Below are 22,589 nucleotides of genomic sequence, written 5' to 3' on the forward strand. Positions count from 1 at the left end.
AAGCTCTCCTTCGCTGTTGACGTAAAAAGGCTTGCGGGCACGAGCATAGTGAAATCCGTCGCGCCGTGCAGGGACCCCCGGGGGTATCTATGCGTAGTCGTAGAAACCCTTGCCGGACTTGCGTCCGACGTGTCCGGCCTGCACCATGCGGCGCAGCAGCGGCGGGCAGGCGTAGGACGGGTCGCCGAACTCCTCGAGCATCACGTCGGCGATGAACGCGCAGGTGTCGAGGCCGACCATGTCCGCCAGGGTCAGCGGGCCCATCGGGTGGTTCGCACCGAGCTTCATGCCGGTGTCGATGTCCTCCTTGGTTGCCACGCCCTGCTCCACCATGCGCACCGCCGAGAGCAGGTAGGGCACCAGGAGGAAGTTCACGATGAACCCGGAGCGGTCCTGCGCCTGGATCGCGGACTTGCCCAGCACCTCGGTGGCGTAGGTGCGTGCGGTCTCCACGGTGGACTCGTCGGTCGTCAGGGCCGGGATGACCTCGACGAGCGGGAGCACCGGGACCGGGTTGAAGAAGTGCAGGCCGATGACACGGCCGGGGTTCTCGGTGGCCGAGGCGATGGCCTGGACCGGCAGCGAGGAGGTGTTGGAGCACAGCGGGGCGCTCTTGTCCTCGACGATGGCGTCGAGCTTGGCGAAGACGTCCTTCTTGATCGCCTCGTTCTCGATGATCGCCTCCATGACCAGTTCACGGTCGGCGAAGTCCTCCAGGGCGGTGGTGAAGGTCAGGCGTGCCAGCGCGGCGTCGCGGTCCTGCTCGCTGAGCTTGCCGCGGTCGACGGCCTTGGCCAGCGACTTCTCGATCTTGGACTTGCCGAAGTCGAGGGCCTCCTGCTTGCCCTCCCAGACCAGGACGTCGCTGCCGGCCTTGGCCGCGACCTCGGCGATTCCGCCGCCCATCTGACCTGCCCCGATGACGCCTACACGCTGAACCATGGTGTTCTCCTTCATGCTCGTGAGAGCTGTCGTTCCTGCACTTGCGTATATGGTTATGTCTACATAGTGTAACCCGGCTCACGGTCGGCGGCGAACCGCGACCGGCGTCACCCCGGTCGCCCGCCCGAACCGTCCGGACCCTCCGGACCGTCCTGCGCGTCCTGAGTCTCCCCCAGCGCGTCGTAGTCCTCGGGATCGGCGTCGCCGATGCCGCCGACGACCCCGACGTCACCGGCGATGATCACGCTGCCGGGGACGATGAGGTTGCCGTCGGCGTCGTAGGACGCCCGGGGCAGCTCCTCACCGTCGTCGTCGTAGCCGGGTGCCGGCTTGCTCTCGTTCTCCTCCAACGCCTCCGGCGAGTCGGTCTTGTCCCACTGGCGGGTCACCGGCTCCGGCCGGGCGTGGAAGTCGTTGTTCATTCCCTTGAGCAGTGAGTACATCATCACGAAGAACATCAGGAAGAACGGCAGCCCGATGATGATCGACACCTCCTGCAAGGCCTCGATCCCGGCGTCCGGCGACATGACCAGGATCGCCGCGGCCACCGCACCGATCGACACCGCCCACAGCACCCGCTGGTAGGTCGGTGTCACGTTCTCCTCCCCCACGGCGAACATGTCGGTCACCAACGCCGAGGAGTCGATGGAGGTGACGAAGAAGATCGCCACGACCACCAGTGCGAAACCGCTGACCAGGGTGCTCCACGGCATGGTCTCCAGCAGGATGAACAGGGAGGACGCCGCGTCGCCGTCCTCGACGACCGGCCCCGACAGGCTCCCCGGGTTCGTGCGCTCGGCGTTCAGGCCGGCGTAGCCGAACACGGCGAACCAGATCAGGATGAACAGGGCGGGCAGCACCAGTACGCCGCCGACGAACTCCCGGACCGTCCTGCCCTTGGAGATCCGGGCGACGAACATGCCGATGAACGGCGACCAGCAGATCGTCCACGCCCAGTAGAAGACCGTCCAGGTGCCCTGCCAGCCCTCACGGGTGATCTGGTCGGCGTCCGACCAGAACATCAGTCTCGGCAGCCACTCGGCGTAGAGCGAGGCGGTGTCCATGGTGCCGCGCAGCAACAGCAACGTGGGCCCGGCGACGAGCACGAAGACGAGCAGCACCACCGCCATCACGATGTTGATGTTCGACAGGTTCTTGATGCCCTTGTCCAGGCCCGCGGCCACCGACCAGCAGGCGGCGCCGACGATGACCACGATGATGCCCACCAGCAGCAGGGTGGAACCCTCGATCCCGAACACGGTGCCCAGGCCGGACTCGATCTGCAACGTGCCCAGGCCCAGGGACACGGCGATGCCGAAGACGGTGCCGATGATGGCCAGCGCGTCGATGAGCTTGCCCGGCCAGGAGTAGATCGCCCCGCCGAGGATCGGCGCGAACACCGAGGACACCCGCGGCGGGAGGTTCCGCTTGTAGATGAAGTAGCCCAAGGCCAGTCCCGGCAGGGCGAAGATCACCCACATGTGGATGCCGAAGTGGTACATCGTGAAGCCCATGGCCTCGTTCACGGCCTCGTGGGACATCGGTTCGGCGTCCTGCATGGGCACGTTCACCGCGTGGTTGATCGGTTCGGCCACACCCCAGAACATCAGGACGCTGCCGAGACCGCCGGCGAAGAGCATGGCGAACCAGCTCTTCAGCGAGTACTCCGGTTTCTGCCCGTCGGGGCCCAGGCGCATGCGTCCGAAGTGGCTGAACGCCACGGCGATGAGGAAGAGCAGGGCGATGGTCACCCCGCCGATGTAGAGCCAGTTGAGGTTCGTCATCAGCCACTCGGAGACCACCGCGAAGTTGTCGCGGGCACTGTCGCCGAAGATCACGCACACCGCGACGAACACCACGATGAACCCGGCCGAGACCCAGAGGATCAGCGGGTCCGGACCGCGCCTGGCTCCGCTGCTTTCGTCCACCCCCTCCCCTGACGCGCCGCGTGTCGACTGACTGGCAGGTGAGCTGTCGGTCGCTGAACTGTCGGTCGGGGAAGTCACATCAATTCCGGTTCCTCCGGGGACACCGGCCGATCAGGGCACCGTTGTTCCCGGATGGTTGAGGTCGTGTGGACAACGTGGCATCCGAGTGTACATAGGGGGCCAAAACCCGGCCGTGCGTACGCAGACACAGATGACCCCCGGCTCCTGACGAACCGGGGGTCATCTGCTGACGTTTCAAGAGGAGAATGCTCAGCTACCGAATACGGAGTCCTTTCGCGACGGCAATTCTGGATATCACCTCGCCATCTGTGGTGGCGATGTCTCCGACACTACGATCGCAGTCTTGGAGTTTCCTGACAGCCCACTGGAGCGTCCTTCAGAGGTGACTCCGGAAAATTCGGGAGAACGGCAACGAAAAGGTCACGCCCCGACGGCCGGGAGGTGCTCACGGGTCCCGTCGAAGGTGTTGAACAGCACCGGGGTGCCGTTGGACAGGGCACCGACGATGTGGCGCTTGCCGTCGGCACCGGCGACGTGCAGCGGGCTTCCGGAGTCACCGCTGATCGCCGGGATCAGGGCGGTGATCTCCTGGGAGTCGGTGTTCACCGCCAGGACCGGCCCGCAGGTGCGCCCGGACATCGTGCCGTCCTTGCAGACGATGGAGCCGACGAGGTTCTGGGTCACCGGGACCGGGTCGCCGAGGGGCTGGCTGTGGCCACGCAGCGCGTCGTCGAGCACCGGGATGCCCGTGTGCGCGGTACTGGAGACCTCCCCGTCATTCGGGGTGACCGACTCGTCGAGACGGAACCAGCCCACGTCGTCGAGTCCGGCGTAGGGGTCGAAGGGGTTGGCCTCGCCGCCGAGCTCCACACCGCCGGCGGCGATGTCCTCGGCGTCGGCGAGCAGCTGCCCGGAGTCGGTGGAGACCTTCACCACCGGCGAGCCGATCTCCGCCTCGCTGAGGCAGTGCCCGGCGGTCACACCGTAGAACGTGCCGTCCTTCTCGACGACGGAGTTCAGGGTGCACAGCGCCTCGGAGCCGTCGCCCAAGGTGAGCACGATGCCGGCGCCGGCGTGGGTCGAGGTCTGCGCGCCCGCCACCGCCGGCGCCACGACGGTGGTCCCGCCGGTCACCAGCGCGACCGCCATCGCCCCGGCGGACAGGACGCGTCCTGCCTTGCGCCCCGAGAAGAGTTTCGGGATGCGGCTCAGGGCACGGCTCGAACGGGTTCCGGAGTTCCCGGCTGACTCGGTTGTTACGGGCATGCTCGATCTTCCTTCGCTGTGGCAGGGAGGATGTACGTGGGGCATTGTAGCCGGTGTCGCCGAAAAATGCTCTCCACCGAGAAACTACCGGGGCACGGGAGCATGCCGTGTCGGTAGCCTCGGGGGAATGCGACTGCGCCTCCCGTCCTCCCCACCCCGACCGCCCGACCGCGCACTGTCGGAACGCGACCTCACCTACCCCGGCGAGTTCCGCGGACTGTCCGCCTCGGTGCACGACCTCGACGGCCACTCCGGGGTAGCCGACCGCCTGGAGCACCAGGGGTTCCACTGCCTGAGCACCAGCCGGGTCATCGGGCACGGCAAGGACGACCACGCCCGCGCGCTCGACAACCTGCTGGGAGGGCGGGCGCACCGGCTGGCCGGCGCACCGCTGCACCGCGCCGGAACACCGCTGGACGACACCGCGCCGATGGCGGTCGGCGACGTCGTGACGGTGACCCCGGGCCGCGGCCTGCTCACCCCGCTGGACTCGCCGTGCCTGGTCCTCACCGCCGGGCCGGACTCCCTTGTCTACGGCACCCTGCCGGGTCACGTGGAGTGCGGCGAGGAGGCCTTCACCGTGACCCTGCACTCCGACGGCACGGTCACCGCCACCGTCAGCGCGTTCTCCCGGCCCGGCACCCTGCTGACCAGGTTGGGTGGCCCGGTGGGTCGCCGCGTCCAGGCCCGGATGGCGAACGCCTACGTGCGCGGGATCGCCGCGCAGCGACCCTAGCCTCCGGTCAGTAGCCCTTTAGTAGCCCTTCGACGGGTCAATCTCGGTGGGCATGCGCTCCCCGGAGAGGAAGGCGCGGTAGTTGTCGACGGTGGGCCCGGCGAGCTGGGCGTCCATCGAGGCGCGGGTGTTCGCCGAGTGCGTCGTGATCGTCACGTTGTCCATCTCCCACAGCGGGTGCCCGTCCGGCAGCGGCTCGGGGTCGGTGACGTCGAGTCCCGCGCCGCCGAGCTGCCCGGACTCCAGGGCAGCGACGAGGTCGTCGGTGACCACGACCGGCCCCCGTGCGACGTTGACCACGGTCGCCCCGGGACGGAAGGACGCGAACAGGTCGGCGTCGAACAGGCCGCGGGTGGCGTCCGTCAGCGGGACGGCGACGACGGTGTGGTCGGCGGCCGCCACGGCGTCCGACACCTGCTCGATCGGCAGCGTGCGCTCCGCCCCGTCCACCGGGTTCCCGGTGCGGTTGACCGCGATGACCGACGCCCCGAAGGGGGCGAGCATCTCGATGAGGTGCCGGCCGATGCCGCCGGCGCCGACGACCGCCACGGTGGTGCCGTGCAGCCACCGGGTGTTGTCGTCGACCTCACGCCACACCGACCAGCTGGCCGCCCGGGCGATCCTCTTGTGCATGTGGGTGACCGACAGGAGCAGCGCCATCGCGCTCTCGGCGACCTGGCGTCCGTACACCCCGGACGCGTTCGTCCAGCGGCGGTCGCCCTGCGCGCCGGCGTCGATGACGTCCTGCTTGAAGAAGCCCTCGATACCGGCCTGGCACAGCTGCACCCACTTCACCCGGTCGGGCAGCGTGGGGAAGTCCGCGGGGGCCACACCGTGGCAGATGAAGGCGTCGGCCTCGGCGAGGTCGTCGACCATCACCGCGCCAGCGTCCTCCAGTGCCGCGCGGGTCTGCGGCAGGGGGAACGTGGAGGTGAAGATGTTCAGGGGTGATGCTTGTCGGCTCATGCAACAATTCATACCTGCCACCCCCGGTGCCGTGCCCGGGCACGGGGGTGGGCCCGGTCAGGCCCGCTGGTCAGGCCCGCTGGTCAGGGCAGCTGGTCACGGAACTGGTCCAGGGTGTCGTTGAGCTGGTCCATGACGTCCGGGTCCAGGCTCGGCAGGTCCGGCAGATTGCTGGGCAGGTCCTCGAGGTCCGTGGGGATCTCGATGTCGCTGGGAAGTTCGATGTCGCTGGGCAGCTGGAGCCCCGGTGACGACGGTTCGCCACCGTCGTTGTCCTGGTTGTCCTCGTTGCCCTGGGTCTCCTCCGGTGTCTGCTGCGTGGTGGTCGTCGGGGCGGTCGCCCCGTCCCCGCTGCGGTTGAAGACGAACGTCACCAACGCCAGCACGATCGCGACCAGTGCGGCGACGACGAGCACGATGACGGCGAGCTTGCCGCCACGCTTCTTCCCGCCGCCGTTGTCGTCGGGCTGCCCCGCCCCGAACTGCGGCTCACCGTACTGCTGCTGGTCGTAGGGCTGCTGGTCGTACTGCTGCTGAGCGTAGGGGTCACCGTAGTACTGCTGCTGGTCGTACTGGGGCTGACCGTACTGCGGCTGCCCGTACTGGTCGGCGGGCTGACCGGGCCGGATGACCTGCGTCTCGTCCTCGTTGCCGTACTGGTACTGCGGAGGCTGGGGTGACTGGGGCGACTGGGGCGGTTGCGCACCGGCGCCGCCGTTCCACACCGTCGTCGGGTTCTCGTCCGCGGGAACGTCCTGCCCGTTTCCGTCCTGCCGGGGCCGGCCCGCGGGGTCCCAGGCCGTGGTCGGGGTCTCGTCCCCCTGCCACTCGCCGTCATCCGGCGTACCCCATCGACCGTTCGAGCGACCGTCCGAACTCATGGCCGTGTCCTTTCCTCGTGGGATCCTCATGGGCACGGTCATTGCCACCGGCCCGGTCCAGGCTCACAGGGTACCGCGCCGAGGCGCGGACACGGGCACCGAACACCGCACCGGTCGGCCTCAGGGCCGCCCCCGGTGCGTGCGGGGTGGGGCACGGGAAAAGGGCCGGTCCCGCGTTCCGGACGCACCTGCGGGGTTGCCCGTGTACCGATGCGCAGGTCCGACCAACTATGCTCATGGACGAGTACCCCACGGGAGGACGTGACTACCTCCCGCTGATCCACCGCTGACTCACTCAGGAGAGATGAGATGACCCGCACCCGCCGGACCACCGCCCTGCTCGCTGCCGCCGTTCTGGCGCTGGGGGCGACCGCCTGCCAGCCGCCGAGCGAGAACGACAGCGAACGAACCGCCCCCTCGACCGAGGTCACCCCGGACAGCGGCTACGAGGGCGCCGGCGTTCCGTCGAGTTCCTCCGCCTCCTCCAGCGAGGAGCCCTCCGAGGGCGCGACGGTCTACGGCACCGACGGCGAGCCGGAGACCGTCGGCGACACCGAGCCCTACGCCCCGGGCGCCCAGTCCTCCCCCGTCTCATAGGCGTCTGCGACTGCTCCTTCACCGGCGGTGACGTCCCGGCCCCCGCACGACTGGCGGGCAGGCGGGACGTCGCCGCCGTACGTGCGTTGGAACGACGTGCCGGGGAACCCTTCCGCACCGTCGGGCTCGACGTGGTCGCTGACGACGACCCTCCGGGCGTCGCGGAGCTCACCGCCGCGGTGGACGCCCACCACGTCCTCGTCGTCGACGGTGCCGGGGACGGTTTCACACACCTCGTCGCCTGGTTGTGGGTGGGGCTGGCCGACGGCGACCTCCTGATCGAGCAGGTCTCGGTGGATCCGTCGTGCCGGGGCCGACGCCTCGGCACCCGGCTCATTGCACTGGCGGTGGAGCATGCCCGCGCCCGCGGGTTCCCCGGGGTGTGCCTGACCAGTTTCGTCGACGTGCCCTGGAACGGCCCGCTCTACCGCAGTCTCGGATTCCTCCCGCTCGACGCCAGCGACCTGCGTCCCGATCTACGCCCCGACCTGCATGCCGTACGTGCCGCAGAGCAGGACGCCGGGCTGGACGTCGCACCGCGCGCCGCCTTCCGCCTCCCGCTGCGCTGAGCGGCCCCCCGTCTCAGCGCAGCGGCGCCACCGGCAGGTCGTGTTCACGGGCCCACCGACTCCAGTGCTCCAGGGTGCCGGCGGCGAAGAACTCCCGGAGATCCTCCGCGGTCACCTCGAACGCAGACTCCTCCCCCATCAGTGCTGCCAGTGCCGCGGCGAAGTGCGGTTCGATCGCCGCCACCGCCACGAAACCGTCGCTGGCCGGGTAGATCCCGTAGAGCGGGTAGCCGCCGCCCAGGATCGTCCCCGGCCCGGAGAGCCCGCACCGTGTGGACGCGGCGAAGTCGTCGACGACCCCGGACAGCGCGACCTCGACGTGGTGCCCCTGCCCGGTGCGTTGCGCCCGGAGTACCGCGGCGATGCCGTCGGCGACCGCCCGTTCGGCGCCTCCCAGATCCGCGGCCGGCAGCGTCGGCATCACCGGGACACCGTCATGCCGGGCGATCGTGCCCGCCGCAGCCTGGTAGGTCAGGTCATGCCCCGGGGTGTCCGCCGCCTCCCCGGGACTGCCGGTGATCGCCACCTGGCTCAGGTGGGGATGTCGGGCGTGCAGGTCCTCCCAGTCCAGCCCCAACGCGGCCAGCGCCCGCGGCCGGTGCGAGGTGACCAGCAGGTCAGCGTCCTGAAGAAGGGTGTGCAACCGCTCGGAGCCGGCGGTGGACTTCAGGTCCAGGGCCACCACGTCCTGGCCTGCGGCGAGGTGCGCATAGTACTCCGGGGCGACGAGCGACAGCGGGTCGCCGGACGGCGGCTCGACCTTCGTCACCGAAGCACCCAGGCCGCGCAGCCGGTGCGCGGCGACCGGGCCGGGCAGGTTCACCGCCATCGAGACGACCCTGACCCCGGCAAGCAGTTCATCGCTACTGTCATCCATGGCGGTGATGCTACGTGGGGTCGGCCTCAGGCGGTGGTGGGTTCGGGAAGAAACATGGCGCCGACCATCGCCACCACGAAACCGGCGAGGATGACCAGCCACACGGACTTCCAGTGCCGCAGCGGGAGCACCGGCAGCTCCTCCGGACGAGCGAAGACGGCCCGCTCGTCGTCGGCCAGCATCTGCCAGTTGACCCGGTAGTCCTGGTTCGTCTGCAGCCACCTCTTCAGGGTGCGCGAATCACGCCGGTTGCACAGCAGCCAGTACGCCCCTGCGTTCGAACATCCGGGCCCCGCGAGACCGCCGAAGCCCCCATTACCTAGTTTCGTTACCTACTAAGAGCAGGGATAGGATGAGTCTCATGAGCACCCTCACCTCCCTCCTGTCACAAAGCAGGATCGACCTGGATGTGACTGCCGCCGACTGGAAGACAGCCGTCGCGCACTCCGGGGAACTCCTGGAAGACACCGGCGCGACCGACGCCGCCTACACGACCGCGATGATCGACTCGGTGATCGACAACGGCCCCTACATCGTCGTCGCCCCCGGCTTCGCCTTCGCCCACGCCCGCCCCAGCGAGGCCGTGCACGAGACCGCGATGAGCTGGGTGCGCCTGGCCGAGCCCGTGGAGTTCGGCCACGAGAAGAACGACCCGGTCACCCTCGTCGTCGCCCTGGCCGCCACCGACGCCACCACCCACACCAGCGCCATGGCGCAGCTGGCCAAGGTCGTCGGACGCAAGTCCACCCGCGCGAAGCTGGACGCCGCGCAGACCCCCGAGGAGATCCTCGCCATCCTCGACGGACGCGACGCGCCCGCGTCGGACGCCGGCACCGACAGCACTGCCGCTGCCAGCACCGCCAGCGCCGCCGGGGCGTCCTACTCGATCCCCGACGGGGAGCGCTACCCCGGCGGGAACTCGCGCAACCACATCCTCACCGTGTGCGGCAACGGGCTGGGCACCAGCCTGTTTCTGAAGAACACCACCGAGGACGTCCTCAAGCGCTGGGGCTGGGACGCGCTCGTCTCCGTGGAGGCCACCGACACCATCTCGGCGAAGGGCAAGGCGAAGGACGCCGACCTGATCCTCACCTCCGGTGAGATCGCCAAGACCCTAGGCGACCCCGGGATCCCGGTCTGGGTCGTGGAGAACTTCACCAGCCCCCGCGAGATCGACTCCGCGCTCCGCGCGCTCTACGCCCTGTAAGAACGGCCCCCTCAAAAGGAGAATCCCCCATGGACTGGTTGCTCGCCATTCCAACGTTCATCGTCAACGAGATCCTCGCCGTCCCGGCGTTCCTCATCGGTATCTTCACCGCCATCGGCCTGATCGCCATGCGCCGCAGCGCCGGGCAGGTCGCCGGCGGCGCGATCAAGGCGATCCTCGGCTTCCTGCTCATCGGTGCCGGCGCCACGCTGGTCACCGCCTCGCTCGACCCGCTCGGCGTGATGATCGAGGGCGCCACCGGCATGCACGGTGTGGTGCCCACCAACGAGGCCATCGCCGGCATCGCCCAGGAGGAGTTCGGCTCCCAGGTCGCCTGGCTGATGATCCTCGGCTACGTGGTCAGCCTGCTGTTCGCGCGCTTCACACCGCTGCGCTACGTCTTCCTGACCGGTCACCACGTGCTGTTCATGGCCACGATGATCACCATCATCCTGGTCACCGCGGACTACGCCGACTGGATCGTCGTGGGCCTGGGCGCGGTGCTGCTCGGCGTGCTGATGGTCGCCCTCCCCGCCCTGGCGCACCCCTGGACCCGCAAGGTCACCGGCGACGACTCGGTGGCCATCGGCCACTTCGGCACCGCCGGCTACATCGCCGCCGGTGCGGTGGGCAAGGCCGTCGGCGGCAAGGGCGCCAAGGCGTCGAAGTCCTCCGAGGACCTGAAGGTCCCCGAGGGCCTGCGGTTCCTGCGCGACTCCATGGTCGCCACCGCCCTGTCGATGGTGCTGATGTACCTGGTCCTGGCGATCCTCTACGTGGTGCGGGCCGGGCAGGACGAGGCCTTCGCCGCCTTCGGTGAGGACTCCGTGGCCACCGACCTGGGCAACTACCTGATGCAGGCGGTGACCCAGGGTCTGCAGTTCGGCGTGGCCGTGGCCGTGATCCTCTTCGGTGTGCGCACCATCCTCGGCGAGCTCGTGCCCGCCTTCCAGGGCATCGCCGCCAAGGTCGTCCCGGGTGCGATCCCCGCGCTCGACGCCCCGATCGTGTTCCCCTACGCGCAGAACGCCGTGCTCATCGGCTTCATCTCCAGCTTCTCCGGTGGCCTGGTCGCCCTGGTGATCCTGTCGACGTGGCTGAACCCGGCGTTCGGCGCCGCGCTGATCCTGCCCGGCCTGGTGCCGCACTTCTTCACCGGCGGTGCCGCCGGCGTGTACGGCAACGCCACCGGTGGACGCCGCGGCGCGGTGCTCGGCGCGTTCGTCAACGGTGTGATCATCACGATCCTGCCGGCGTTCCTGATCAACGTGCTCGGCGACATGTCGGGCGAGAACACCACCTTCGGCGACGCCGACTTCGGCTGGTTCGGCCTGCTCATCGGCAACGCCCCGGCCGGGGTGTGGGGCCTGGTGGTCATCGTGGCCGTGGCCGTGGCGGTCTTCGCCGCCGCCCTGGTCGTGCAGAAGAAGCTCGTCGACGGCAACTGGGACGCCGCCCCTGGCCGCTCCGCGGGCTCCTGGATCGGCGAGGGTGCCGAAGAGGGCACAGAGAACGCAGGAGACGCTGCAGGTGCCGGCGCCACCGGTGCCATGCAGGACGCCTCGGCCGGTGCGTCCGGTGCGTCCGGTGCGACCGCGGCCTACTCCCGCATCGCCCCGCCCAAGGGCGCGCCCACCCCGCCGGCACCGCCGGCGGAGTAGGGTCCGCGAGCCTCCGGGGAGCCTAGCTCCCCGCCTCCTGGCGGGACACCATCTCCGCGATCCACGCCGGCGCATACGGTGACGTGCAGTTCTTCGGCGTCGGGTAGTCCTTCAACACGCCGAGGCGCTCACCGATCTCCACGGCACGCTCCCGGAAGTCCGGGTGGTTGATCCCGATCTGCGCCAGGCACTCGTTCTGCGCCCACTGCAAGGTGTCCGGACTGTCCGCCATCGTGGACTCGATCAGGTCGAGCAGGCCGGTGATTTCACCGGCCTGTTCTGCCTGTTCCTCTGTCACGGGGTCCCAGGCAGCCACCTTCTCGGTGGTCAGTGCCCAGCCGGCGGAGGCGACGGTGGGGTCGGTGGCCGGGTCGGTTTCCTCGAACCAACGCTCTCGCAGCTCGTCGACGTGCGCGCTCTTCTTCACCACGTAGCTCAGCAGCCAGGTGTGCACCTTCGGGGTGCCCGCCTGACGCAGCATCGTGTCCAGGGCGTCGGCGTCCAGCGACTTCGGACGCATCAGCAGCGTCGCCGCCAGACGGCAGGCCGAGTCCCCGGTCTCCCACAGGCCAGCGCCAGCTCGTGTTTCACCGCCGGCTTGCGCCCGGTCCCGGCCTCCTTGGCCACCGCGCGCAGCTTGGTGAGGTTCACCGCGTGGTCGTCACCGTGACGCTCGTTGACCACCAGCACAGCCGGGTCCGCCAGCGCGTCCAAGGCCTCGCGTACGTCGGCTACGGCGGTGTCGGCGGCTTCTGCCTGACTGTCGTCGGTCTCACTCATGCCGCCATCCTATTGACTCCGCCGGTCGAGCGCAGCGTCATCACTGCAGCGGTCCTGCCGCCGGCCTGGCCCCCGGGTCACCGACCCTGGTCTGCCAGCTGGTCGTGTAGGTCATCGGCGCGTCGTCCTGCAGCACCTCGCCGTGGAACCAGTCGACCTGGGTGCGGGTGGAGTCCACGTCGACGACCATCATGCCGTGGCGGGTCAGGTCCACGTACTTGTACCAGTGGTCGATCGTGGTCAGGGCGTCCTGCCCCACCCGCAGCGCCTCCTTCACCGCCGGGGCGGCGACCGGGGACGGCACGATGGCGTCGTAGGCGCTGCCCGCGGTGACGGAGGGGACGATGAACTCCGCGGCGACGACGTCCATGTCGCGGCGCAGCCGGTAGTCCGCCGCCGACGCCGGGATGTCCGCCGCCCACGAGGAGTGGATGTCGCCGGTGAGGAAGACGACGTTGAGCCCCGGCTGCGACCCCTTCGCCCGTCGCTCGGCGATGAGGTCAATGATGCGCTGACGCTCGACCATGTAGCCGTCCCACTGGTCGGTGTTGAGCGCCACCCCGTCCGGCGGCACGCCGACCTGGTCGACGAGCCAGTCGTGCACCCGCGGGTCCAGCGTATTCGGCAGGGTCATCGGGGCGAACATCACCGAGTTGCCGATGAGCTGCCACGTCGTCGAGGAGGTGGTCAGCACGTCGCCGAACCAGCCGAACTGGTCGGTGCCCATCATCGTGCGCGAGGAGTCGTTCACCGTGTTCAACGGCCCCTGCAGGTCACGGTAGGTGCGCAGGTCCGGCAGGATCAGCTCGAAGAGCCGGCCGTAGCGCAGGTGGCGGTAGAGGTGACGGTCCTCGCCGGTGTTGAAGCCCTTCCCGGCGCGCACCGGCATCCACTCGTAGTAGGCCTGGGTGGCCGCGCGGCGCACCTCGGCGTACTCCGCGGGGCCGCCGTACTCGGAGTCGCCGGTGGCGCCGTCGCGCCAGGCGTTGTCGAAGAACTCGTGGTCGTCCCAGATGCAGATCATCGGCTTGGCGGCGTGCAGGTCGGCCAGGTCGCGGTCCCGGTGGTAGTGGCCCTGGCGGATGCGGTAGCCGGTGAGGGTGCGGGTGCGTTGCGCCGGTTCCACGGTGCGCACGATCTCTCCGTAGGCCGCGCCGTACTCGCCGGAGTCGTACTCGTAGGTGTAGTCGCCGAGGTGCAGGATGAACTCCACGTCCCCGCGGTCGGCGAGTTCCCGGTAGGCACGGAAGTAGCCGGCCTCGTAGTTCGAGCAGGAGCACACCCCGAAGCGCACGTTGTCCGGCTCTGCCTCCAGCGCCGGTGAGGTGCGGGTGCGCCCCACCCGCGAGGTCGCCCCGGTGGCCGGGCCGTCGAGCACGGTGAAGCGGTAGTGCAGGTCGGTCGCCGGGGTCAGCCCGGTGACGTTGACCTTCACGGTGTGATCCACGGTGGCGTCGGTGACCTGCTCGCCGGAGGCGACGGTGGATGCACCGAATCCGGGGTCGGTGGCGACCTCCCAGCGCACCTTCGTCGGCGCGCCCGCCCCCGAGCCGGGCGTGGCCTCTGGCGTGGGGGTGACCCGGGTCCAGATCACCACGCTGTCCGGCCAGGGGTCGCCGGAGGCGACGGAGTGCAGGAAGGCGCCGGACGCACCGGACGATACAGCGTCCTGCGCGCCGCCCGGGGCGTCCTGCGCGTAGGCCTGCCCGGCGCCGCCGGCGACGGTGAACCCGGCACCGGCGACGACCGCCCCGGTGAGGAAGCGGCGGCGGGTGACACCCCCGGGTGCCGTCGCGTCCTGCGGTGTCCTGTTTCCCGGCGTCCTGATTCCCAGCGGCCTGGTCGGCACAGTCGTGTTCTCCATCTTCTCGCATCGGCAGCGGCCGTCCACCGGCTGCCTCGTCGGGAAATCACGCTATCGGCCCCCGGGGGTCGCCGCCGGGCGAGAAGAGGGTTGTCGGGGACTGTTGTCGCAGTGTTCATCCCGGGTTAACGCACGGGCCCCGTCCCAGACAGTGGGACGCAAACTGTCGCATTTTAGGATAATCATTCTGGGGCCGATACATTCGTGAAGCATGACGAGTCACGACAGAAGCTCCCCCGCTGCATCCACAGCCGCGCCCACCGCCGCACACTCCCCTGAGGCCCGGCACAAGGAGGACCGCTCCGCGGCCATCGCCGTCACCGCTTTCCCGGTGTTCATCCTCGCCGGCACACTCGCCGCCTTCCTCGCCCCGGCCGTGTTCATCCCCCTGACCGACCACATCAACCTCTTCCTCATGGTCATCATGTTCACCATGGGGCTCACGCTGACGATCCCCGACTTCAAGGTCATCGCCACCCGGCCCACCCCGGTGATCGTGGGCGTGATCGCCCAGTTCGTGATCATGCCGCTGCTGGCCATCGGCGTGGCCAAACTGCTCGGCCTCAACCCGGCGCTGGCCGTGGGACTGCTGATGCTCGGCTCGGTGCCCGGCGGCACCGCATCCAACGTGATCGCCTACCTGGCCAAGGGCGACGTCGCCGTCTCCGTCGCCATGACCAGTGTGTCCACCCTGGTCTCCCCCATCCTGACCCCGGCGTTGATGCTGCTGCTCGCCGACACCCGCACCGAGGTCGACGGTGCCGGCATGGCCCTGACCCTGGTGCAGACCGTGCTGCTGCCCGTCGTCGGTGGCCTGCTGATCCGCACCGTGCTCAACCGGTGGGTCGACAAGGTCGCCCCCGTGCTGCCGTGGCTGTCGATCCTCGGCATCGGCGGCGTGGTGTTCCCCGCGGTGGCCAACAACGCCGAACGCCTGGCCCAGGTCGGCCTGATCGTCTTCGCCGCGGTGCTGCTGCACAACCTCTGCGGCTACCTGCTGGGATACCTCACCGGACGGCTCTTCCGCCTGCCCGAGCCGGTCAACCGCACGATGGCGATCGAGATCGGCACCCAGTCCGCCGGACTGGCCTCCGGCATGGCCGGACGTTTCTTCTCCCCCGAGGCCGCGCTGCCCGGCGCCGTGGCCGCGGTGCTGCACAACATCACCGGCGCGGTCTACGCCGCGCTCGTGCGACGCCGCCCCCTGCCCGGCGAACGCGACGCGGCGCCCGGTGCAGCGACCGGTGCAGCGTCCGAGGCTTCAGTTCAGCAGACTCAGCCGACGATCTCGTAGGAGTCGGCGGTGACGCGCGCAGTCACGCCGTCGGCGGTGATCAGCGCCGCGTCCGGCTGCGTGGTGTCCACCACGAAGCGGTCGCCGACCTCGGTGACCGCACCCTCGTCGAGCGTGCCGGCCTGGTTGGGGCTCGCGGCGTTGCCCAGCAGCCCGTAGAGCTCCGGGTCGCCGCCGACACGGTAGGCGACACCGTTGGCGTCGCCGCCGCGGGTGGCCTCCCACCCGGCGTGGAAGTTCTCCGCCTGGCAGCCCCAGTCGAAGCCGTCGGCCTCCTGGCTGTCACGGAACATGCAGATCATCGAGTCCTGACCGTTCAGCGGGACGGTGTAGTCGGCCAGCTCCACACGGTTCTGCTGGGTGGCAACCTGCTCGTCGCCGGAGGACGGCGCGGGGTCCGGTGCCGGGGCGCCGTCGGCGACGGCACCGGCCGAACCATCGGTGGACGCCGCGCCCGGCGTCGGCTCCGGAGCCTCCCCGGCGTCCTGCTCGCTGGTCATGTCACCCGACAGGGCGGCGTCGGCCGGGTCGGCGCTGACCGAACCGCCGCCTTGCGCCTCCTCGACACCGGCACCGTCGTTGTCGCAGGCGGCGAGGAAGAGCCCTGCTGCGGCCGCCAGGGCGAGCCCTGCCGCGGGCAAGGTCGTGCCTCGTCGAGTTCCAGTCACATCACGCACAGGACTCATCTCCAGTATCTGTAGTTCACAGTAGTGTCACCACCACCGTGCCACACCGGTCCGGTGGCGCGCCAGAGAACGGGGTCTTCCCCGCCTCGCGCACGACCCGGGTCGTTACCATCGGAGAAATGGCCTTGTCAGTGTTCCGGGACCGCCGCGGCCCCGTCCTCGTCGCGATCATGCTGTCCTCCGCGCTCATGGCGGTGGACGCCACGGTGCTGGCCACCGCCGTGCCCAGCATCGTCGACGACCTCGGCGAATTCTCCCGTTACCCGTGGCTGTTCTCCGGGTACCTGCTCGCCCAGGCCGTCACCGTCCCGGTCTTCTCGAAACTCGCCGACACCTACGGGCGCAAACCGGTGATCCTCACCGGCATCGGCGTCTTCGTCCTCGGCTCCGCCCTCGCCGTCGCCGCCCCCTCGATGACCGTGCTCATCCTCTGCCGCATCATCCAGGGCGTCGGTGCCGGCGCGGTGCAGCCGATGGGCCAGACCATCGCCGGCGACATCTACTCCGTGCGCGAACGCGCCAAGGTGCAGGGCTACCTCGCCAGCGTGTGGGCCATCTCCTCGATGCTCGGCCCGCTGCTCGGTGGGCTGTTCTCCCAGTACGTGTCCTGGCGCTGGATCTTCGTGATCAACATCCCCCTGGGCCTGCTCGCCGCGGTGATGGTGTGGCGCAACTTCCACGAGAAGGTGGAGCGCACCCGCCACCGCATCGACGTCGAAGGTGCCCTGCTTCTCACCCTCGGGCTCACCCTGCTGCTCCTCGGGCTGCTGGAGGGCGGCGAGGCATGGTCCTGGACCTCCACCGCCTCGCTGGTCTGCTTCCTCGGCGGCGCCCTCACCCTGGCGGCGTTTGTAATGGTGGAACGCCGCGCCGCCGAACCCGTGGTGAACCTGCACCTGCTGTCGCGGCGCCTGATCGTGCACGCCGTGGTGATCTCCGCGGCCATCGGGGCGATCGTGCTCGGGCTGACCAGCTTCGTACCCACCTACCTGGAGCGCGCCGCCGGGGCCACCCCCGTCGCCGCGGGCATCGCCGTCGCCGCCCTGACCATCGCCTGGCCGCTGGCCAGCGCCAACGCCGGACGCATCTACGTCCCGCACGGCTTCCGCGCCTCGATCACGTTGGGCACCTCGATCGTGATGGTCGGTACGCTCCTGCTGCTCCTGGTGGTCGGCCAGCAGAACATCTGGCTCATCGTCGCCGTCGCCCTGGTACTGGGCGCGGGCATGGGCTTCACCGCCGCACCGAACGTGGTGGCCGCGCAGTCCTCGGTCGGCTGGTCCGAGCGCGCCGAGGTCACCGGGCTGACCATGTTCGCCCGCTCGGCGGGCAGTGCCGTGGCCGTGGCCGTCTACGGCACGGTGTCCAACGCGGTCTACTCCGGCGGCGGCTCGGTGGTCGACGCCACCACCGGGGTGTTCTACGGGGTCGTCGTCGCGGCCGTGGTCCTGCTGGTGGCGGCGTGGACGCTGCCCCGGCGGCAGGCGGGGCAGACAGGGCAGGCGGAGGAGGTGCGACCGGCCTGACACGGTGGTGCACGGCGTGACCAGTCAGCGTGACCAGTCGATGTCACCTGAGTCATGCCCCGGGGAGAAAACGGCCGGTTCTCGACCTGGGGCATGAGTCAGATGACATCCCGGATGGCCTTGCGGCGGTCGTCTCACCCACCCCACGACCGCACGCCGATGACGCTAGCATGGGGGCCATGACAATCCTGCGGTTCGTCCTCAACATTCTCTGGCTGGTCACCGGCGGAATCTGGCTGTTCCTCGGCTACATCCTCTTCGGCCTGATCGCCTGCGTCTTCATCATCACCATCCCCGCCGGCGTTGCCTCGTTCCGGATGGCGAGCTACGCCCTGTGGCCCTTCGGCCGCACCGTGGTCACCAAGTCCACCGCCGGCTTCGGCTCCGGGCTGATGAACGTCATCTGGTTCCTCGTCGCTGGCCTGTGGCTCGCCCTCGGGCACATCGCCACCGCCGCCCTGCAGGCCATCACCATCATCGGGCTGCCGCTGGCCTGGGCGAACCTGAAGATGATCCCGGTCACCTGCTTCCCCTTCGGCAAGGCGATCGTCGAGGACTCCTCGGCGCGGATGATCCCCGAGCCCAACGCCTGACCTCCCGGCGCCGCATGAACCGGCGCGCCCTCACCACCCCCGCCCCGAGGACCGCGAGTACAGGTGCTCGGGGCGTCCTGAACTTCCGTACCGCAGCCGCACGGTGACGACCCCGCGTCCGGCCAGCGCCGATAGCCTGCGCTGCGCGGTCGCCCGGGACACCCCGGCGACCTCCGCCACCTGCGCCGCGGAGTGCTCACCGGAGCCCAGCGCCTCGAGGACGAGGTCCTCGGTGGAGCTCCCGGCCGCGGTGACCGGCTGCGTCGTCGCGTGCATCACCGCCATCGCCCGGTCGATCTCCTCCTGCCGCAACGGGTGAGGCGTCCCGGTCACCCGGCGGAACCTGATGTAGCGCTCCAGGCGCTCCACGAGCTCCCTGCGGTTGAAGGGTTTCACCAGGTAGGCGTGGACCCCTGCGGTGAAGGCGCGCCGCACGGTGGACGCCTCGACGGCCGCGGACAACACGAAGGCGTCGACGCGTGCCGCACGCACCAGCTCGATGCCGTCCCCGTCGGGCAGGTAGACGTCGGCGAGCACGAGGTCCGGGACGAGCCCCGGCACGACGTTCGTGTCCCGCCCCTCCAGCACCGCCCTGGCCTCCGCGCAGGTGCCGACCGTCGCCTGGACCTCCAGGCCCGGTACCGAGGCGACGATGTCGGCATGGATCGAGGCGACCCGGAAATCGTCGTCGAGGACGAGCACCCGCAGGTTACGCGGTGTGCGGGTGGTCGACCGGGCGTCCTGGTGGTGTGTCATCGTGTCTCCTCGTCTGGATTGGTTGAGCCCTCGGCCGTCCCGAACACCCCGGGTAGTCGCACGCCGAAGACCGCCCCGTGCCCCGGGTGCGTGCCGCCGCGGTCGATGACCCAGAGTTCGCCGCCGCGACGGCGCAGCATCTCGCGCGACAGCGCAAGCCCGATCCCGTGGCCGTGGATCGGGTCCGAAGCAGGGGCGGGGTCTTCGGCGGGGACGGGGTCGCCCGCGTCCAGTCCGGGTCCGGAATCGGCCACCATGAGGGTGAGCGCCAGGTCGTCCTGCATCGCGGTGACCTCCACCCACCTCTCCCCGTCGGTATCGTCCGCGCCGCCTGCACCGTCGCTACGCAGGGCGGCGGCCACGGCATTGTCCACGAGGTTCCCCAGGACCGTGGCCACGTCCTCGACCGCACCGTCGCCGCCGATCTGGCCGAGGACCAGCGTCTCCTCCCCTACCCGCAGGCCCACACCACGTTCACCGGCCTCCATCGACTTGCCGCCGAGGAAGGACTGCAGGAACGGTTCGTCGAGCAGCTCCGCGCCCTGCAACGGGAAGTCCACCGGGCCGCGCTCGGCCATGTCCTGCAGGAACGCCCGCGCATCGTCGATCCGTCCGGCGTCCAGGAGCCCGGAGGCGGCGTGGATCCGGTTGGCGAACTCGTGGCGCTGCACCCGCAGCGTGGACCCCATCGCCTGCACGGTGCCCAACCTGCGGGTCAGTGCGGCCAGGTCCGTGCGGTCACGGACCACCACCACGGTGCCGAGGTGGCGTCCCGCCCTGGTCACCGGGTGTGAGTCGAGGTAGAGGACGCGGTCGCCGACGACCACGTTGTCCAACGACGCCGGACGCGCCCCCTGCCGGGCGCCGGTCGCACCGTCCCCGGTGAGCTCGCGGACCACCCAGGCAGGAAGACCCAGCTCAGCGAGCGTGACCGTGACTGTGGAACCGGTGCCGGTGCCGGTTCCGACCCCTACGCCGTCCGCGCCGAGCAGCCGCGCGGCGACCTCGTTGCACACCTCGACCGCACCGTCCGGGGTCACCGACAGGACGCCGTCGTCCACCCCGTCGAGCACCGCGGACTGGTGGCGGACCAACGCCACCAGCTCTTCGGGCTGCACCCCGAGCGTCAGCCGCTCCCAGCGACGACGCATCAGCACACTGGCGAGCACCCCGATGGCCAGGGCCGTCGCCCCGGCCGCGGCGACCCCTACCAGGACCAGCGGCAGGTCGTCGAAGACGCTCGCCCGCCGGAACCCGACGCTGACCTCGCCGACCGGCTCACTGTCGGCGACCTCCCGCGCCGAGGCGTCCGGCGCGTACACCGGGACCTTGGCCCGGGCGGACTGCCCGAGCGTGCCGGTCTCCCAGGCCGTGACCTCCTCGCCCCGCAGGGCGGCCTCGTGGTCGGTGCTGACCCGCTCCCCGATCCGCCCAGGGTCCGGGTGCGCCAGCCGGATGCCGTCGGCGTCGGTGACCACCACGAACAACGCACCGGTCCGGGCCTCCACCCCGGCGGCGAGGTCCACCAGGGCGGCACCGTCCGCGGCGTCCGACCCCGTGTCCCTGTCGCCGCTATCTGTCCCGTCAGCCTCGTCCGCCACCGCGGCGCGCACCTGCGGGTCCTCCGCCACGGACCGGGCGATGGACACGGCCGAGTCCATCGCCTGCGACTTCAGCCGCTCCACCGAGATCCAGGTGAAGACCCCCGAACACACAGCGACGACGGCAACCACCGTCGCGAGCTGCAGCAGCAGAACTTTCGTGGAGAAACGCACGTCGTGGAGTCTACTGCACCTTTGGCCGAGCCAGTGAACAGAATGCACACAAGTCAATGTTTGCACTCAAGGAGATCTAACGCACACAAGGATCGTCACGTGGTCTGCATCACTTTAATCTTCCACTGTCCGGTCAGACACACCTGAAGGAGATGCGATGACCACCGCAGACACCCTGCTCCTGGCAGAAGACTACAACCTGAGCCACACACCGTCCGACGGGATCCTCGTCGCACTCGGATTACTGATGATCCTCACGTTCATGGCTCTGATCATGACCAGCCGGATGACACCGATGCTCGCACTGATCCTGGTGCCCACCGTCTTCGGCCTGATCGGCGGCGCCGGCCTCGGCATCGGCGACATGGTCATCGACGCCGTCAAGGACATGGCACCGACCGCCGCACTGCTCATGTTCGCCATCATGTACTTCGGCATCATGATCAACGTCGGACTCTTCGACCCGCTGATCACCTGGATCACCCGGATCCTGGGCAACGACCCGGCGAAGATCGTCTTCGGCACCGCCGTGCTCGCCGGCGTCGTCTCCCTCGACGGCGACGGCTCCACCACCTACATCATCACCACCTCCGCCATGCTCCCGCTGTACCTGCGCCTGGGCATGAGCCCGGTCATCCTGACCTGTGTGGCCGGCCTGGTCAACGGCACGATGAACATCGTCCCCTGGGGCGGGCCCACCGTGCGCGCCGCCGCGGCACTGGGCGTGGAACCCTCCGAGGTCTTCGTCCCCATGCTGCCGTCACTGGCCGCCGGACTGGTGATCTGCTTCGTCTTCGCCTGGCTCATGGGCCTGGCCGAGCGCAAGCGGCTCGGTCGTCTGGAGACCTCCCACCTCACCGGGATGACCCCGCGCACCGATTCCACCGATGCCACTGTTGCAGCGTCCGGTACCGCAGGCGGTGCCGGCGGTGCCGGCGATGTCCCGCCGGTCCACCAGCAGACCTCGATGGCGGACACGATGCTCGACCCGAACCGGGCCTCGCTGCGTCCGACGCTGCTGTGGTTCAACCTCGCACTCACCGTGGTGGTCATGGTGCTGCTCGTCGCCGACCTCTTCCCCCTGGCCTACGTGTTCATGGTCGGCGCGGCGATCGCCCTGACCGTCAACTTCCCCCGCCTGAAGGACCAGGCCAACGAGATCGTGGCCCACTCCAGCTCGATCGTCGCCGTGGTCGGCATGGTGCTCGCCGCCGGCGTGCTCGTCGGCGTGCTGGACGGCACGGGCATGGTCACCGCCATGGCCGAGTGGATCACCGGGATCATCCCCGACTCCCTCGGCGGTTACCTCGCCCCCATCACCGGCCTGCTGTCGATGCCGATGACCTTCTTCATGTCCAACGACGCCTTCTACTTCGGCATCCTGCCCGTGCTCTCCGAGAGCGCCGCCCACTTCGGCATCGAGCCGGTGCAGATGGCCCAGGCGTCCATCACCGGCCAGCCGGTGCACATGCAGTCCCCCCTGGTCCCCGCAATCCTGCTGCTGGTCTCCCTGGCCAACGTCGACCTCGGCGCCCACCACCGCAAGGTGCTGTGGCGGGCGGTCGTGGTCTCCCTGGTCATGCTGGCCGTCGGCATCCTGCTCGGGCCGATCCCCTTCCACGTCGGGTAGACGGGCCCTGCTCAACTCAACTGTTCAACTCACC

The 22,589-nt window shown here is 69.6% G+C and carries 20 protein-coding genes and 1 pseudogene; 9 read left to right on the forward strand and 12 right to left on the reverse strand.

Annotated elements, in window-relative coordinates; genetic code table 11:
- Positions 1-87: 87 nt before the first annotated feature.
- The 3 genes from ACT3TD_RS08875 to ACT3TD_RS08885 all read right to left on the reverse strand — a co-directional run bounded on the left by ACT3TD_RS08875 (position 88) and on the right by ACT3TD_RS08885 (position 4,157).
- Positions 88-942, reverse strand: coding sequence for a 3-hydroxybutyryl-CoA dehydrogenase (locus ACT3TD_RS08875; RefSeq protein ID WP_444614839.1), 855 nt, complete (start codon positions 940-942; stop codon positions 88-90).
- 107 nt (positions 943-1,049) lie between these two features.
- Positions 1,050-2,870, reverse strand: coding sequence for a BCCT family transporter (locus ACT3TD_RS08880; RefSeq protein WP_301442716.1), 1,821 nt, complete (start codon positions 2,868-2,870; stop codon positions 1,050-1,052).
- Positions 2,871-3,311: 441 nt separating this feature from the next.
- The gene (locus ACT3TD_RS08885) at positions 3,312-4,157 is read right to left on the reverse strand and encodes a hypothetical protein (RefSeq protein ID WP_301442715.1); all 846 of its coding nucleotides are present in this window, start codon (positions 4,155-4,157) and stop codon (positions 3,312-3,314) included.
- Between the two features lie 127 nt (positions 4,158-4,284).
- Between ACT3TD_RS08885 and ACT3TD_RS08890 the strand changes: the two genes are divergently transcribed.
- Positions 4,285-4,893 (forward strand): DUF1990 domain-containing protein, encoded by a 609-nt coding sequence (locus ACT3TD_RS08890; RefSeq protein ID WP_301442714.1) that lies wholly within the window; start codon positions 4,285-4,287, stop codon positions 4,891-4,893.
- A gap of 18 nt (positions 4,894-4,911) precedes the next feature.
- Here ACT3TD_RS08890 and ACT3TD_RS08895 read toward each other — a convergent pair whose 3' ends face one another.
- Both ACT3TD_RS08895 and ACT3TD_RS08900 read right to left on the reverse strand, forming a co-directional pair.
- Positions 4,912-5,859, reverse strand: coding sequence for a D-isomer specific 2-hydroxyacid dehydrogenase family protein (locus ACT3TD_RS08895; RefSeq protein WP_301442713.1), 948 nt, complete (start codon positions 5,857-5,859; stop codon positions 4,912-4,914).
- A gap of 83 nt (positions 5,860-5,942) precedes the next feature.
- Positions 5,943-6,740 carry a hypothetical protein gene (locus ACT3TD_RS08900; protein WP_301442712.1) on the reverse strand — a complete coding sequence of 266 codons (798 nt, stop codon included), beginning with the start codon at positions 6,738-6,740 and terminating at the stop codon, positions 5,943-5,945.
- A 309-nt stretch (positions 6,741-7,049) separates the two neighbouring features.
- Here ACT3TD_RS08900 and ACT3TD_RS08905 point away from each other — a divergent pair, with 309 nt between their 5' ends.
- Positions 7,050-7,337, forward strand: a complete 288-nt coding sequence (locus ACT3TD_RS08905; RefSeq protein ID WP_301442711.1) for a hypothetical protein — start codon at positions 7,050-7,052, stop codon at positions 7,335-7,337.
- A gap of 86 nt (positions 7,338-7,423) precedes the next feature.
- On the forward strand, positions 7,424-7,906 hold the full coding sequence (locus ACT3TD_RS08910) for a GNAT family N-acetyltransferase (protein WP_301442710.1): 483 nt from the start codon (positions 7,424-7,426) through the stop codon (positions 7,904-7,906).
- 13 nt (positions 7,907-7,919) lie between these two features.
- Here the strand turns inward: ACT3TD_RS08910 and ACT3TD_RS08915 are convergent, their stop codons facing one another.
- Both ACT3TD_RS08915 and ACT3TD_RS08920 read right to left on the reverse strand, forming a co-directional pair.
- Positions 7,920-8,783: a CoA transferase gene (locus ACT3TD_RS08915; RefSeq protein ID WP_301442709.1), complete on the reverse strand. Its 864-nt coding sequence runs from the start codon at positions 8,781-8,783 to the stop codon at positions 7,920-7,922.
- 26 nt (positions 8,784-8,809) lie between these two features.
- On the reverse strand, positions 8,810-8,965 hold the full coding sequence (locus ACT3TD_RS08920) for a hypothetical protein (RefSeq protein WP_301442708.1): 156 nt from the start codon (positions 8,963-8,965) through the stop codon (positions 8,810-8,812).
- Between the two features lie 179 nt (positions 8,966-9,144).
- Between ACT3TD_RS08920 and ACT3TD_RS08925 the strand changes: the two genes are divergently transcribed.
- Complete coding sequence (locus ACT3TD_RS08925; protein ID WP_301442707.1) at positions 9,145-9,990, forward strand: PTS sugar transporter subunit IIA; 846 nt, start codon at positions 9,145-9,147, stop codon at positions 9,988-9,990.
- 29 nt (positions 9,991-10,019) lie between these two features.
- On the forward strand, positions 10,020-11,651 hold the full coding sequence (locus tag ACT3TD_RS08930; protein ID WP_444614841.1) for a PTS ascorbate transporter subunit IIC: 1,632 nt from the start codon (positions 10,020-10,022) through the stop codon (positions 11,649-11,651).
- A gap of 22 nt (positions 11,652-11,673) precedes the next feature.
- On the opposite strand, the pseudogene ACT3TD_RS08935 reads toward ACT3TD_RS08930, so the two are convergent.
- Positions 11,674-12,431: pseudogene (locus ACT3TD_RS08935) on the reverse strand (DNA alkylation repair protein).
- 40 nt (positions 12,432-12,471) lie between these two features.
- Complete coding sequence (locus ACT3TD_RS08940) at positions 12,472-14,295, reverse strand: alkaline phosphatase D family protein (RefSeq protein WP_441579472.1); 1,824 nt, start codon at positions 14,293-14,295, stop codon at positions 12,472-12,474.
- Between the two features lie 211 nt (positions 14,296-14,506).
- Here ACT3TD_RS08940 and ACT3TD_RS08945 point away from each other — a divergent pair, with 211 nt between their 5' ends.
- Positions 14,507-15,589, forward strand: coding sequence for a bile acid:sodium symporter family protein (locus ACT3TD_RS08945; RefSeq protein WP_441579471.1), 1,083 nt, complete (start codon positions 14,507-14,509; stop codon positions 15,587-15,589).
- Here the strand turns inward: ACT3TD_RS08945 and ACT3TD_RS08950 are convergent.
- Positions 15,571-16,230: a hypothetical protein gene (locus ACT3TD_RS08950; protein ID WP_441579470.1), complete on the reverse strand. Its 660-nt coding sequence runs from the start codon at positions 16,228-16,230 to the stop codon at positions 15,571-15,573. The genes ACT3TD_RS08945 and ACT3TD_RS08950 overlap by 19 nt on opposite strands.
- Before the next feature lie 164 nt (positions 16,231-16,394).
- Here ACT3TD_RS08950 and ACT3TD_RS08955 point away from each other — a divergent pair, with 164 nt between their 5' ends.
- A complete protein-coding gene (locus ACT3TD_RS08955; protein WP_301443660.1) occupies positions 16,395-17,801 on the forward strand; it encodes an MFS transporter in 1,407 nt (468 codons plus the stop codon).
- Between the two features lie 188 nt (positions 17,802-17,989).
- On the forward strand, positions 17,990-18,394 hold the full coding sequence (locus tag ACT3TD_RS08960; protein WP_301443664.1) for a YccF domain-containing protein: 405 nt from the start codon (positions 17,990-17,992) through the stop codon (positions 18,392-18,394).
- A 30-nt stretch (positions 18,395-18,424) separates the two neighbouring features.
- On the opposite strand, the gene ACT3TD_RS08965 is transcribed toward ACT3TD_RS08960, so the two are convergent.
- Both ACT3TD_RS08965 and ACT3TD_RS08970 read right to left on the reverse strand, forming a co-directional pair.
- Complete coding sequence (locus tag ACT3TD_RS08965; protein WP_441579277.1) at positions 18,425-19,150, reverse strand: response regulator; 726 nt, start codon at positions 19,148-19,150, stop codon at positions 18,425-18,427.
- On the reverse strand, positions 19,147-20,925 hold the full coding sequence (locus ACT3TD_RS08970) for an ATP-binding protein (RefSeq protein WP_441582174.1): 1,779 nt from the start codon (positions 20,923-20,925) through the stop codon (positions 19,147-19,149). The genes ACT3TD_RS08965 and ACT3TD_RS08970 overlap by 4 nt, the downstream gene beginning before the upstream one ends.
- 157 nt (positions 20,926-21,082) lie before the next feature.
- Between ACT3TD_RS08970 and ACT3TD_RS08975 the strand changes: the two genes are divergently transcribed.
- Positions 21,083-22,555 (forward strand): CitMHS family transporter, encoded by a 1,473-nt coding sequence (locus ACT3TD_RS08975; RefSeq protein WP_444637981.1) that lies wholly within the window; start codon positions 21,083-21,085, stop codon positions 22,553-22,555.
- Positions 22,556-22,589: the final 34 nt, after the last annotated feature.

Origin of the sequence: Corynebacterium sp. AOP36-E1-14 (assembly GCF_052377495.1) — a bacterium.
Classification (GTDB): Bacteria; Actinomycetota; Actinomycetes; order Mycobacteriales; family Mycobacteriaceae; genus Corynebacterium.